Here is a 12414-nt window from a genome sequence, read left to right on the forward strand (position 1 = left end):
TCGGGGGTGGGATCAGGAACGGGTGCGGCTCGGGCGACCGACGAGCAGCGCCACCGCGGTCAGGGCGACCGCGCCCCAGGCCGGTGTCCAGTGGGGTTCGCGCTGAACCCAGGCGCCGACCGCCCCGCCGGCGGCATAGCTGGCGATCGTGAGTAGACCCAGCAGAATGCCGAGCTCGGCCCGGCCCCGGTCGGCACGGGGGTGGGTGAGCCAGCGTACGGCGTACTGGCCGGTCTTCTGCACCGTGCCCGACTGGTAGGTCGTGGTGGTGGCGAACCCGGCCGTGCTGGTGAGCAGTGTCGCGAGTGCTCCCATGGCGAGAGCGCCGCTGGCGGCGAGCACGATCCGGAAGCTCGCGTGGTGCCGGCCGTACGCGAGCAGCACGTTGAGTACCGCCCAGAGCACCAGGGCCGCCTCGGTGATCACCAGGTTCACCCACGTCGCCGCCCGGCCACGCCGCTGTCCGCGCAGCCAACTGGCGATTCCCGCACCCGCCCCGAACGCGACCAGTGCGGCCGCCGACGCCGGCCAGGCCGGGTGCTCCCCGGCGGGCCCCAGGCCGAGGAAGATCGCGTTTCCGGACTGGTTGGCGACGAAGGCGCCGTAGCGCAGAAACGCGAAGGCGTCCATGGCGCCGGCGATGCCGGTGGTGAGCGCCAAGGCCAGCAGCGGATGCCGGAACTCCTGGTACGAGTCCGTTGCGTCGCGCGCGGCTCCGCCAGACGGCATGGGCTCAGCGGCTCGGGCGCCGGTGCCCAGGTACGCCGTACGTCATCGTCTCTCCCAACCCAGCCCATATTTGCCCATAGCCCCAGGAACCTCTGAATAATCGCAAAGCCGGTCGGATCCGGGTAAACCTTCCCTAGAGTTGGGATCGCATCGGAAGGTCAACGAGCTGAGTCGCCGAGCCCGTCCCGAGGCGGTTCGACGCGCCCCCGGCGTCGGTGGTGGATCCACCCCCTGACCGGTGACGTCACTCGGCGACCGCTGAAAAGGATCAGGACATGCATCTCACACCGAGAGAGTTCGACAAGCTCACCATCCACTCGTTGGCGATGGTGGCCAATGCCCGCAGGGCGAAGGGTCTGAAACTCAACCATCCCGAGGCGGTGGCGGTGATCTGCGCCGCTGCCCTGGAGGGTGCCCGCGAGGGCAAGAACGTCGAAGAGGTCATGAACGAGGCGCGCAGCGTACTCAAGACGAACGACGTCCTGCCCGGCGTGGGAGACATGATCCCGATGGTCCAGGTCGAGGCGGTGTTCACCGACGGATCCCGGCTGGTCACCATCCACTCCCCCATTCAGTGAGGCGCCCCCACTCCATAAAGCGAGGAAGACATGGCGAAACAGCATCCCGGCCCGAACTCGAAGCACCTGCGACCCATCGGCGGCTACCGGCTGAGCGACCAGCCACTGGAACTCAACGCCGGCCGTCCGGTGACCGAACTTGCCGTACACAACACCGGTGATCGGCCCATCCAGGTCGGCTCCCACTTCCACTTCTTCGAGGCGAACCGCTTCCTCGAATTCGACCGGGAGGCCGCCTTCGGCAAACGGCTCAACATTCCCGCCACGACCTCGATCCGGTTCGAGCCGGGCGACCGGAAGACCGTGCAGCTGGTGCCGTACGGGGGTCGGCAGCGCGTGTTCGGCTTCAACGGTCTGGTCCAGGGCTGGACCGGTGACGACCCGACACCGCCGGACTACCGGCCCGATCGCGCCCAGTCTCTGCACAACGCGAAGGCACGGGGCTTCAAGTTCAGTGCGCAGCAGCAGGACCAGGGCGAGAACAAGAAGCAGTAGCAGCGACGAGCGCGTACCGAACCTGGAGCGGAAGAGTCATGAGTCAGATTTCGCGGCAAGAGTACGCCGGGATGTACGGCCCCACCACGGGCGACCAGATTCGGTTGGCCGACACCGACCTCTACATCGAGATCGAGAAGGACCTGCGCGTCCTGGGCGACGAGGTCATGTACGGCGGCGGCAAGACCCTGCGTGACGGCATGGGCAGCAGCAGCGAGGCCACCAACGCCGAGGGCGTGGTGGACCTGGTGATCACCAACGTGACCGTGGTCGACGCGCTGCTCGGCGTGATCAAGGCCGACGTCGGCATCAAGGACGGCAGGATCGCCGGCATCGGGAAGGCAGGCAACCCGAACATCATGGACGGGGTCACCCCCGGCCTGGTGACCGGGCCGGGGACCGACGCCATCTCCGGCGAGCACCTGATCCTGACCGCGGGTGGCATCGACGCCCACGTCCACCTGGTCACACCGCTCCAGGTGCAGACGGCGCTCAGCAACGGGGTGACCACCCTGTGGGGCGGCGGCACCGGCCCCTCCGACAGCACCAACGGCGTCACCATCACGCCGGGGCCGTGGAACATCCAGAACATGATGCGCGCCTTCGAGAACCTGCCGATCAACATCGGTTTGCTGGGCAAGGGCAACAGCAGTGGACGGGGGCCGCTGGTGGAGCAGATCCTGGCCGGGGTTCCGAGCTTCAAGATCCACGAGGACTGGGGTGCGCCGCCAGCGGTGATCCGGTCGTGCCTGGCCGTCGCCGACGAGTTCGACGTACAGGTCAGCGTCCACACCGACACACTCAACGAGAGCGGCTACATCGAGGACTCCATCGCCGCCTTCGAGGGTCGGACCATCCACACCTTCCACACCGAGGGCGCCGGCGGCGGCCACGCGCCGGACATCATCAAGGTGGCCGGCCAGATGAACGTGCTGCCCGCCTCGACCACGCCGACCGTGCCGTACGGCATCAACAGCCAGTCCGAGCTGTACGACATGATCATGGTCTGCCACAACTTCAACCCGCAGGTGCCCTCCGACGTCGCCTTCGTGGAGAGCCGCATCCGTACCGAGACCATCGCGGCCGAGGACGTGCTGCTCGACGAGGGCGTCATCTCGATGATGCAGAGCGACTCGCAGGCCATGGGCCGGGTCGGGGAGACCTGGCTGCGCACGATCCAGCTCGCCGGTCAGATGAAGAACGTCCGGGGCAAGCTCGCCGAGGACTCCCCCGACCACGACAACTTCCGGGTGCTGCGCTACGTCGCCAAGATGACCATCAACCCGGCCATCACCCAGGGCGTCTCCCACGTCATCGGGTCGATCGCCCCGGGCAAGCTGGCCGACCTCGTACTCTGGGAGCCCGCCTTCTTCGGTGTGAAGCCCAAGATGGTGCTCAAGAGCGGGATGATCGCATGGTCGATCATGGGCGACCCGAATGCCTCGCTGCCGACGCCGCAGCCGGTCTACTACCGGCCGGCGTTCGGCGCGACCGGGTCCCAGGTCGCCAAGAACTGCGTCACCTTCGTCTCCAAGGCCGCCTACGAGTGCGGCATCGGCGAGCAGTTGGGCCTGCAGCGGCAGGTCATGCCGGTCTATCGGTGCCGCAACCTGACCAAGCGGGACATGGTGCGCAACGACCGGACCCCGAAGCTCGAGGTCGATCCGGAGACCTTCGCGGTCAAGATCGACGGCGTCCACGCGACCGTGCCGCCGGCCAGCAACCTCCCTATGAGCCAGCTCTACTTCTTCAGCTGACGACCGGCAGGACCGCCTCCGCAAGGTCCCGCCGGTGGAGATCGCGCGTGAAAGGAAACAGATGCTTGTCGAAACGGTACTCGGTAACGCGGCCGAGCCGGACTGGGCCGAGCGGCTCAGCCAGTCCAGGGTCGATGATCTGCTCCTCGACCAATGGGAGGCGCAGAAGAGCCGGCTGCGCAAGACGACCAGTCTCGGCACCGAACTCGCGCTCTCGCTGTCTCGCGGAGTACGGCTGCGTGACGGCGACATCCTGGCGTGGGACGACCTCACCGCCACGGCGGTGGTGGCCCGGATCGCGCTCGGCGAGGTGATGGTCGTGCACCTCGACAAGCTGCACGGCGAATCCCTGGACATGGTGATCCGGTCGGCCGTCGAACTCGGTCACGCGATCGGCAACCAACACTGGCCGGCCGTGGTGAAGGGCACGAAGATGTACGTACCGCTGACCGTGGACCGCAAGGTGATGGACTCGGTGATGCGTACCCACTCGTTCACCGGCATCTCGCACGAGTTCATTCCCGGCACCGAGGTCATCGCCTACCTCGCCCCGCACGAGTCGCGGCGGCTGTTCGGCGGGGCGGACTCCACCCCGCACTCGCACCTGCCCGCCGACCTCAACTGAGGAGCGTCTCCGCGTGCCCACGATGGCCGAGACGCTGAGGCTGCTGCAATTCGGCGACTCGGCGTTCCCCGTCGGCGCCTTCTCGTTCTCCAACGGTCTGGAGATGGCCGTCCAGCACGGGATCGTGCACGACCGAAGCAGTCTGCAGGACTTCGTCCGGACGGTCACCCGGCTCGCCGCCACGGGCGACGGCGTCGCCGTGCTCGCCGGCCACCGTGCCGCGGCCGTCGGCGACCTCGACCAGGTCCGGCGGGCGGACGAGGCCGTCCACCTGCGCAAAATCAACGAGGAGATGCGCACCATGTCGGTACGGATGGGCCGCAAGCTGGCCGACGCGTCCAACCGGATCATCGGTGAGTCGCTGCTGAAGAAGCGAGCCAGCGAGACCGACAACCCGGTCCCGGTGACCTATCCGGTGGCCCTGGGGGTGCTCTTCGCCGAACTCGGCATCCACGAGGAGGGTGCTTTCGCGGCCCACCAGTACGGTGCGGCGTCGATGGTGTTGAGCGCGGCCATCCGGCTGCTGCGGGTGGACCATTTCGATGCGCAGTCGATCCTCTTCGCCGTCAACGAGCAGGTCGCCGCCGACTACCAGGAGGTAGCCGGCGCGGGCCTCGACGACATGCAGGGCTTCGCTCCGCACCTCGACATCCTGGCCGGCGCGCACCAGCACACGCACGTACGCATGTTCATGAGCTGAATCGAAAGCGAACCCCCACCCCTCGCACTGCCCACTGATTCGAGAAGGGTCGATCACAGATGAAATCAGCAAGTCGTATCGGCGTCGGTGGCCCGGTGGGCAGCGGCAAGACCGCCATCATCGAGACCGTCGTGCCCCGCCTGGTGGAGCAGGGGCTGCGCGTCCTCGTCATCACGAACGACGTGGTCACCACGGAGGACGCCAAGCACGTCCGACGTGCGTTGACCGGAATCCTGGTCGAAGAGCGGATCGTCGGCGTCGAGACGGGCGCCTGCCCGCACACCGCCGTACGCGAGGACCCGAGCATGAACCTCGCCGCGGTGGAGGACATGGAGGCGCGATTCCCCGACAGCGACGTCGTGCTCATCGAAAGCGGCGGCGACAACCTCACCCTGACCTTCAGCCCTGCCCTGGTCGACTACTTCATCTACGTGATCGACGTCGCGGCCGGTGACAAGATCCCGCGTAAGAACGGCCCGGGGATCTCCAAGTCCGACATTCTGGTGATCAACAAGACCGACCTGGCGCCGTACGTCGACGCTGACCTGAGGGTCATGGCGCGCGACGCGGAGTTGATGCGCAACGGCAAACCGTTCGTCTTCACCAACTGCAAGACCGGTGAGGGCGTCGACGAGTTGGTCGATCTGGTCAGGCGCAACGTGCTCTTCGACACCGAAGTGCTCACATGACGTCATCGCTGGACCTCGTCCCGGAGCTGGCACCGTACCAGGACCAACCAGCTCAGTTGCCCGCCGCCGCGAATGGCAAGGTCGGAGTGCTGCGGCTCGGCTTCGAGCGGCGTGGTGACCGGACCGTCCTGAGCGATCTCTACCGGCAGTCGCCGCTGCTGGTCCAGCGGGCGCTGTACTGGGACGAGGAGATGCCCGGGCTGCCGTGCGTGATGATCCTGACCACCTCTGGTGGGGTGCTCCAGGGCGACCGTCTCCAGATGGACGTCGACCTCGGTGCCGGGGCGCAGGCGCATCTGGTCACCCAGGCCGCCACCAAGATCCAGGAGATGGACGCCAACTACGGCACCCAGCAGCAGAGCATCACCCTTGCCGACGACGCCTATCTGGAATTCCTCCCGGAGCCGGTGATCCCGTTCCGGCACAGCCGGTTCGTCTCCCACACCCTGGTACGACTGGCGGAAACCGCCACCCTGCTCTATGCCGAGGTGCTCCAGCCCGGACGCAAGTACTACCGTGACGGGGAGATCTTCGCCTACGACCTCTTCTCCTCCCAGGTCCGCGCGGAGCGGCCGGACGGACGAGGGCTGTTCGTGGAGAAGTTCGTGATCTCCCCCGGCCGGTTCCCGGTCGCCCGGATCGGGATGATGGATCGATTCCACGTCTTCGGCAACGTCATGTTGCTGACCGATGCCGGGCGGGCCGCGCGCGTCTACGAGCGAACCGCACCCCCCGTCTGGGACGAGGAGACCCCGCTGGCCACCGCGGTCAGCCGGCTGCCCAACGAGGCCGGCCTCGTCTTCAAGGTCCTCGGCCAGGAAACGGAGCCGGTCCGCGCGGCGGTCCGCGCCTTCTGCACCGCTGCCCGCGAAGAGGTGACCGGATGCACCTTTCCGCCGACCTTCAGTTGGCGCTGACCTGACAGGGGATCGACCGTGGCTGCCATCACGCGGAGCTGGAGAGAACTGGCCGACGGCAATCCGTTGGTCCGGTTCGTCGATGCCTGCCTCCGCGGAACGGCGCAGGTGCTGCTCCAGAACAATCCGCTCACCGGCCTGCTGATCCTGATCGCGATCGCCTGGGGCGCGTTCGACAACGGGCAGGCCCGAGTCGTCGTCGGTGCGTTGATCGGGCTGGTCGTCGGGACGCTCACCGCGTTGGCGTTGCAGGTCGACCCGACCTCGTGGCGACAGGGACTGTTCGGTTTCAGCCCGCTGCTGACCGGGATCGCGGTTCCGGCGTTCCTGGCTGATCGCCCGCTGATGTGGCTCTACCTGGTACTCGGCGCGGCGGCGACCACCGTGGTCACGCTCGCCCTGAACGCCGTGTTCAAGCGGTGGGGGCTGACCGCCTTCACGTTTCCGTTCGTACTCACGACCTGGGCGCTGCTGCTGGCTGCGTACCAGTTCGACCGATTCGTCGTGGCGACCCAGCTACCGCCGAGACTCCCCGGTACGGGGACGGTGACCGGCGGCAGCTTCGACTGGGACCTCGTACCCGCTTTCCTGCGCGGGGTCTCCCAGGTCTTCCTGACCGACAGCTGGATCAGCGGGCTGCTCATCGTCGTCGCGCTGATGATCAACTCCTGGCGATCGGCTCTCTTCGCCGTGGTGGGCAGCGTCGGGGCGACCCTGCTGGCGCTCTGGTTCGGTGCCGACGGGACCTCGCTGGAGAAGGGGTTGTTCGGCTTCAACGCGGTCCTGACGGCGATCGCGGTGGGAGCCGTCCTGCACCGGCCCGGCGGGTTGGTGACCGCGTACGCGCTGTTCGGGATCGCCTTCACGCTCGTCGTCCAGATGGCGATGACGACATTCCTCAGCCCGCTCGGCATCCCGGTGCTGACCGGGCCGTTCAACGTCGCCACCTGGCTGTTGCTTCTGCCCGACCGGCACTTCGCACCCGTACCCAACCACGAACGGGTCAAGGAGACCGTGGTGTCCACCGTACGGCGCTCGCTCTGATCCGAACCACGACGAAAGGGGGCGGGTCATGTCCGCTCAGCACGCGGTGAACCCGGGCGACACCGCCTGGGTGCTGGTCTGCGCCGGGCTGGTGCTGTTCATGACGCCCGGCCTCGCCGCCTTTTACGGCGGGATGGTACGCAGCCGCAACGTCCTGGCAATGATGCAGCAGAACATGATCGCCTTGGGCGTCGTCAGTCTCACCTGGGTGCTGGTCGGTTACACCATCGCCTTCGGCGACGACGCCGGGAGTGGGCTTTTCGGCAACCTCGAACTGTTCGGGCTGACCGACCTGAGGCAACCGCCCGCGCCCAACCTCCACGTCGTCGACGACCGGGTCACCATACCGACGCTGGCGTTCGTCGCGTTTCAGATGATGTTCGCGGTCATCACACCCGCGCTGATCACCGGAGCCACCGCGGGTCGGCTGAAGTTCGCAGGCTGGGTGCTCTTCCTGGCGATCTGGTCCATCGTGGTCTACGCACCGGTCGCGCACTGGCTCTGGCACCCCGACGGCTGGCTGGCCGGGTTCGGCACCCAGGACTGGGCCGGCGGCCTGGTTGTGCACGCCAGCGCGGGCGCCGCGGTCCTCGCCGTACTGCTGGTCGTCGGCCGGCGGCGGCACTGGCCGCACGCTGCGGCACCGCCGAACTCGATCCCCCTGACCGTCCTCGGGGCGGGCATCCTGTGGTTCGGCTGGTTCGGCTTCAACGGCGGAGACGGACTACAGGCCAACGGCGTTGCCGCCCAGGCGGTGCTCAACACCCATCTCGCCGCCGCCGCCGCGATGCTGGTCTGGCTGGTGGTGGAACGGGTCAAGGACGGCCACAGCACGGTGGTCGGGGGTGTCTCGGGCGCCATCGCGGGTCTCGCGACAGTCACCCCGACCGCCGGGTACGTCAACACACTGTCCGCCATCGCGATCGGCGCGACAGCCGGCCTCGTCTGCCACCTCGCGCTCCGGCTGAAGTACCTCCTGCGACTCGACGACGCGCTGGACGTCCTCGCGGTGCACTTCGTCGGTGGCATGCTCGGCACGCTCCTGCTCGGCCTCTTCGGCAACAGCGGCATCAACCCGCTCGGTCGCGACGGGCTGTTCCTCGGTGGTGGCGGGAGCCTGCTGTGGTATCAGCTCGTCGGGATACTCAGCGTGGTGGTGTTCTCGTTCGTCCTGACCTGGTTGATCGCCACCGGGGTGCAGGCGGTGATCGGCCTGCGTGCACCCGTCGCCGACCAGGACGGGCTCGATCGGGCGCAGCAGGGCACCGACGCCTACCATCTGGGCGGCGTGACGAGCCTGGCCGCCCCGGGAGGACCGCGACGCCAGCGCGGGCGGGCCGGGTCCGGGAAGGCCACCAGGTCCCCGGTGTCGGCCGGGCACGAGGTCAGACTGGTCAGCGCCCTGCTCGACCCCGCGCGGGTGAGCAACAGCGGGGAACTGCGGGAGGCGCTGCTCAGCGCCGGTGCCATCTCGCTGACGGTCGCCGACGCCGCGGCGGCCACCGACGAGCCGGAGCAGCGGGTACTGCCTCGCGGCTACTGGCAACAGCAGCCCCTCCTGGACAGGCTGCGGGTCGACGTGCTGACGACCGAGGACGCGATGGCGGATGTCGTCGAGACGCTCTCCCGGTTCGAACCGCGTGTGGTGTGGTCGTCGGACGTGGCACCGGTGGTCGTCGAGTAGCACGGGCCGGTGCCGGCTCAGTGCAGCGGGCGGCCCCGCACATCCGGTACGCCGGACTTGCGGTGGAAGTAGGCGTTGATCTGGTCGCACCACTCCTGGGCGCAGCGGAGCTGCTCGGCCAGGCGCTCGCTGACCCGGGCGTGCACGGCCGGGTCGACCAGCCCGGCCAGCGACTCCCACCGGCGGCTCATCTCGATCACCTCCGCCAGCCCCGCGAAGTGGGTGTCGTAGATGTGCTGGATCACCGTGCTGCCGCTGTGCAGCACGTGGTCGTAGGGCACGTGGTGGAAGAAGAGCAGCAGCTCGTCGGGGCACCGATCCAGCGACTCGTACACCTGTGACCAGGGTGGCGGATACTGGCCGGTGAAGCCGGTGCCGGTGGCGCGGGTACGATCCACGCCCACCCCGTCGCGGTCGGCGAAGTGGTACGTGCCCCACGGGGTGTACTCGTACCCGTCCACGTCGGGCCCGTAGTGGTGGCCGGGCCGGACCATGAAGCCCACGCCCAGCGGGGCGGTGTACCGCTCGTAGGTGCGCCACGAGTCGTCCATCACCTCGTGCAGCGTCCGCCGCAGCATCTCGGGGTCGGCCGAACGCGCCGGGTCGAAGGTCAGGTCGATCCACTCATCGAGCACCGCCTCCGGGGCCAGCGCCGGGTCCCAGGCGAGCCGGCCGAAGGCGTACAGGTTGGCCTGGGCCAGCGGGTGCCCGGTCCAGAACCGGTCGTCGCCCACGTTGGAGACCGCGACCAGGTCGCCGCCGTCGGCGGCCACGTCGGCCACCGACCGGCCGCCCTCGCCCCACGGGCGGTACCGCAGCACCTCGCTCCACCACGGGGCCAGGTAGCAGACATGCCGCTGCTGGCCGGTGTACTCCTGGGTCACCTGGAACTCCACCGCCAGCCGGGTGCCCGGCATCGCCGCGATCACCGGGGAGACCGGCTCGCGCACCTGGAAGTCCATCGGACCGTGCTTGACCTGCACGAACACGTTGTCCCGGAACCGGCCGTCGAGCGGGGCGAAGTGGTCGAAGGCGGCCCGGGCGCGGTCGGTCGAGCGGTCCCGCCAGTCCTGCCGGTGGTTGTAGACGAAGGCCCGCCAGTGCACCACGCCGCCGTACGGCGCCAGCGCCTCGGCCAGCAGGTTCGCCCCGTCTGCGTGGTCGCGGCCGTAGCTGAACGGCCCGGGCTGCCCCTCCGAGTCGGCCTTCACCACATAGCCGCCGAAATCCGGGATGCGGGCGTACACCCGCCGGGTGGTCTCGGCCCACCAGGTGCGCACCGCCTCGTCGAGCGGGTCGGCGGTGGCCAGTCCGGCGAGGACGACCGGCGCGGCGAAGGTGACCGAGAGGTGCACCCGGATGCCGTACGGCCGCAGATCGTCGGCGATCTCGGCGACGTCGTCGAGCCGGTCGGTCAGCAGCCGCGCCTCGGTGGCGTGCACGTTGACGTTGTTCACCGCCACCGCGTTGACGCCGCACGCCGCCAGCAGCCGCGCGTACGCCCGCACCCGGGCGCGGTCGCGCCGGGGTCGCCCGTCGCGCCAGAAGATCGAACCGCCAGCGTAGCCGCGTTCGACCTGCCCCATCACCGGATGCTCGTCGACGTTGTCCCAGTGGTCGAGCATCCGCCGGCTCAGCGCCGGGCGGTGCACCCGCACCGGGCACTCGGGGCCGAAGGCCGTGTCGCCGAGGCGGACCACCTCGAACAGTCCGTAGAGGAGCCCGGCGGGCGCGTCGGCCAGCACCACGGTTACCTGGCCGTGACGGGCCAGCGCGAACCCTTCGGCACCGAGCGCCCCGGCGAGGTCGACGTGCGCCGCGCGGACAGCAGCGAGGTCGACGTGCGCCGCGTGGACAGCAGCGAGGTCGGCGCCGGACGCCGCGGTGGCGTCGGGTGCGTCGCCGGGCCGGCGGTCGGCCTCCGGCAGCGCCGGGATCAGGGCGAGCACCAGGTCGGCCGGCCGAGCGCCGGGCTCGTCGGTCGCCCGCCGGACAGTGCCGCCGTGTCCGGCGCAGGCCCGCTCGACCTCACCGACCACCGTGTCGACGAGCTTCCCGTCGCCGGCCACGAGGGTGTGCCGGGAACCGACGGCGCGGAACGCCTCCGGCGGCAGCCAGGCAGGGTGTACGTCGGGAGCGGGCTCGGGCGTGGGCACAGGCATTCGGCGGCGATGGCCTCGCATTGCGCAGATCGTAATGATTGCGTCGAATCCGTCAAGGTGCTTCCGGAAGTCACGCCCCGGCCCCTTCCCGCGCTGTCGCGGCGCCGGGTCGGCCGTTTACCGGTCACTTTTCCCGGGTAGACGCCCGACCCGTGGCGAGAAAGGGGCCGGCGAGGTGAACGACGACCAGTTCATCGACTCCGTGGCGCACCGAACGGGCGCGTCGGCCGAGCAGGCCGCCGCCATCGCGCGGGCCACGCTGACCACCCTCGCGGAGCGGATCGACGGCGGCGAGGCGCGCGACCTCGCCACCCGGCTGCCCGAGGCGCTGCGGGCGTACGCCTTCGCTCCCGATGAGACCGCCGAGCCGTTCGGGCTCGACGTGTTCGTGCAGCGGGTCGGCGGGCGGGCCGATGTCGAACCCGACCTGGCGCAGGCCGGCATCCGGGCAGTCTTCGACACGATCCGCGACACCATCGATGCGCGCGACTACGACGACGTCATCGCGCAACTGCCCGCCGAGCTGTGGCAGGTGGCCAACCCGGCCCCGCCGTACGACCGGTAAGGCAACCCGGAGCTACGAGACGGCCGGTTCCAGATACACCGGCAGGTGGTGCCCGGCCTTTGCGACGAACATGGCCACCTCGTACGCCATGTCCCCCACCTCGGCGTCACCGTCGATGCCGACGGCGAGGACCGCGCCGTTGCCGGTCGTGGCGTGGAACAGGAACGCCCGCGACATCTGCACGACGACCTGGTGCAACTCGCCGTCGCCGCACACCCGGGCGGCGGCCAGGCCGAGTGCCTGGAGGCCGCAGACCATGCTGGACAGCTGGCCGGCGAGCTCGTCGTCGATGCCACGGGACGCCCCCAGCAGGAGCCCGTCCGGCGAGAGCACCACCGCGAACTGCGCACCCGGTACCCGGCCGACGATGTCGTCGAGCGCCCGACCGAGGTTGTCGGCGGTGGCCACAGCAGGGGTCATGGAGTTGTCCTCTCCGATCGGCGGTACTGACGACTGCGGAATGCTCTCG

The 12414-nt window shown here is 69.1% G+C and carries 13 protein-coding genes; 10 read left to right on the top strand and 3 right to left on the bottom strand.

All coding sequences use genetic code 11. The features are described 5' to 3' along the window. Window positions 1-12: 12 nt before the first annotated feature. Window positions 13-729 (bottom strand): YoaK family protein, encoded by a 717-nt coding sequence (locus Vqi01_RS01665; protein WP_204032281.1) that lies wholly within the window; start codon window positions 727-729, stop codon window positions 13-15. A gap of 275 nt (window positions 730-1004) precedes the next feature. Here Vqi01_RS01665 and Vqi01_RS01670 point away from each other — a divergent pair, with 275 nt between their 5' ends. From Vqi01_RS01670 to Vqi01_RS01710, 9 genes are all read left to right on the top strand, one after another. Beyond that, entirely contained in the window at window positions 1005-1307 is a 303-nt protein-coding gene (locus Vqi01_RS01670) for an urease subunit gamma (RefSeq protein WP_204032283.1), read from the top strand. A 30-nt stretch (window positions 1308-1337) separates the two neighbouring features. Further along, window positions 1338-1802, top strand: coding sequence for an urease subunit beta (locus Vqi01_RS01675; RefSeq protein WP_239098109.1), 465 nt, complete (start codon window positions 1338-1340; stop codon window positions 1800-1802). A gap of 38 nt (window positions 1803-1840) precedes the next feature. Further along, window positions 1841-3559, top strand: a complete 1719-nt coding sequence (locus Vqi01_RS01680; RefSeq protein WP_204032285.1) for an urease subunit alpha — start codon at window positions 1841-1843, stop codon at window positions 3557-3559. A 61-nt stretch (window positions 3560-3620) separates the two neighbouring features. Further along, window positions 3621-4184 (top strand): urease accessory protein UreE, encoded by a 564-nt coding sequence (locus Vqi01_RS01685; RefSeq protein WP_204032287.1) that lies wholly within the window; start codon window positions 3621-3623, stop codon window positions 4182-4184. A 22-nt stretch (window positions 4185-4206) separates the two neighbouring features. Further along, window positions 4207-4884 (top strand): urease accessory protein UreF, encoded by a 678-nt coding sequence (locus Vqi01_RS01690; protein ID WP_239098116.1) that lies wholly within the window; start codon window positions 4207-4209, stop codon window positions 4882-4884. A gap of 59 nt (window positions 4885-4943) precedes the next feature. Beyond that, window positions 4944-5573: an urease accessory protein UreG gene (ureG, locus tag Vqi01_RS01695; protein ID WP_204032290.1), complete on the top strand. Its 630-nt coding sequence runs from the start codon at window positions 4944-4946 to the stop codon at window positions 5571-5573. Then, window positions 5570-6490: an urease accessory protein UreD gene (locus tag Vqi01_RS01700; protein WP_204032291.1), complete on the top strand. Its 921-nt coding sequence runs from the start codon at window positions 5570-5572 to the stop codon at window positions 6488-6490. Before ureG ends, Vqi01_RS01700 begins: the two co-directional genes overlap by 4 nt. Before the next feature lie 18 nt (window positions 6491-6508). Continuing rightward, complete coding sequence (yut, locus tag Vqi01_RS01705; protein WP_204032292.1) at window positions 6509-7534, top strand: urea transporter; 1026 nt, start codon at window positions 6509-6511, stop codon at window positions 7532-7534. A gap of 28 nt (window positions 7535-7562) precedes the next feature. Next, window positions 7563-9218, top strand: a complete 1656-nt coding sequence (locus Vqi01_RS01710; RefSeq protein ID WP_204032293.1) for an ammonium transporter — start codon at window positions 7563-7565, stop codon at window positions 9216-9218. Between the two features lie 17 nt (window positions 9219-9235). On the opposite strand, the gene Vqi01_RS01715 is transcribed toward Vqi01_RS01710, so the two are convergent. Next, window positions 9236-11380 (bottom strand): alpha-glucuronidase, encoded by a 2145-nt coding sequence (locus tag Vqi01_RS01715; RefSeq protein ID WP_239098110.1) that lies wholly within the window; start codon window positions 11378-11380, stop codon window positions 9236-9238. Between the two features lie 175 nt (window positions 11381-11555). Here Vqi01_RS01715 and Vqi01_RS01720 point away from each other — a divergent pair, with 175 nt between their 5' ends. Then, window positions 11556-11945 (top strand): DUF2267 domain-containing protein, encoded by a 390-nt coding sequence (locus tag Vqi01_RS01720; protein ID WP_239098111.1) that lies wholly within the window; start codon window positions 11556-11558, stop codon window positions 11943-11945. Between the two features lie 12 nt (window positions 11946-11957). Here Vqi01_RS01720 and Vqi01_RS01725 read toward each other — a convergent pair whose 3' ends face one another. Beyond that, complete coding sequence (locus Vqi01_RS01725; RefSeq protein WP_204032296.1) at window positions 11958-12365, bottom strand: roadblock/LC7 domain-containing protein; 408 nt, start codon at window positions 12363-12365, stop codon at window positions 11958-11960. Window positions 12366-12414 lie beyond the last annotated feature (49 nt).

Source organism: Micromonospora qiuiae, assembly GCF_016863555.1.
Taxonomy (GTDB): Bacteria; Actinomycetota; Actinomycetes; order Mycobacteriales; family Micromonosporaceae; genus Micromonospora; species Micromonospora qiuiae.

Bases quoted from the DNA above. Each gene is read 5' to 3' on its own strand.
- Vqi01_RS01665 (WP_204032281.1), bottom strand. From the start codon at position 729: ATGCCGTCTGGCGGAGCCGCGCGCGACGCAACGGACTCGTACCAGGAG.
- Vqi01_RS01670 (WP_204032283.1), top strand. From the start codon at position 1,005: ATGCATCTCACACCGAGAGAGTTCGACAAGCTCACCATCCACTCGTTG.
- Vqi01_RS01675 (WP_239098109.1), top strand. From the start codon at position 1,338: ATGGCGAAACAGCATCCCGGCCCGAACTCGAAGCACCTGCGACCCATC.
- Vqi01_RS01680 (WP_204032285.1), top strand. From the start codon at position 1,841: ATGAGTCAGATTTCGCGGCAAGAGTACGCCGGGATGTACGGCCCCACC.
- Vqi01_RS01685 (WP_204032287.1), top strand. From the start codon at position 3,621: ATGCTTGTCGAAACGGTACTCGGTAACGCGGCCGAGCCGGACTGGGCC.
- Vqi01_RS01690 (WP_239098116.1), top strand. From the start codon at position 4,207: ATGGCCGAGACGCTGAGGCTGCTGCAATTCGGCGACTCGGCGTTCCCC.
- ureG (WP_204032290.1), top strand. From the start codon at position 4,944: ATGAAATCAGCAAGTCGTATCGGCGTCGGTGGCCCGGTGGGCAGCGGC.
- Vqi01_RS01700 (WP_204032291.1), top strand. From the start codon at position 5,570: ATGACGTCATCGCTGGACCTCGTCCCGGAGCTGGCACCGTACCAGGAC.
- Vqi01_RS01710 (WP_204032293.1), top strand. From the start codon at position 7,563: ATGTCCGCTCAGCACGCGGTGAACCCGGGCGACACCGCCTGGGTGCTG.
- Vqi01_RS01715 (WP_239098110.1), bottom strand. From the start codon at position 11,380: ATGCCTGTGCCCACGCCCGAGCCCGCTCCCGACGTACACCCTGCCTGG.
- Vqi01_RS01725 (WP_204032296.1), bottom strand. From the start codon at position 12,365: ATGACCCCTGCTGTGGCCACCGCCGACAACCTCGGTCGGGCGCTCGAC.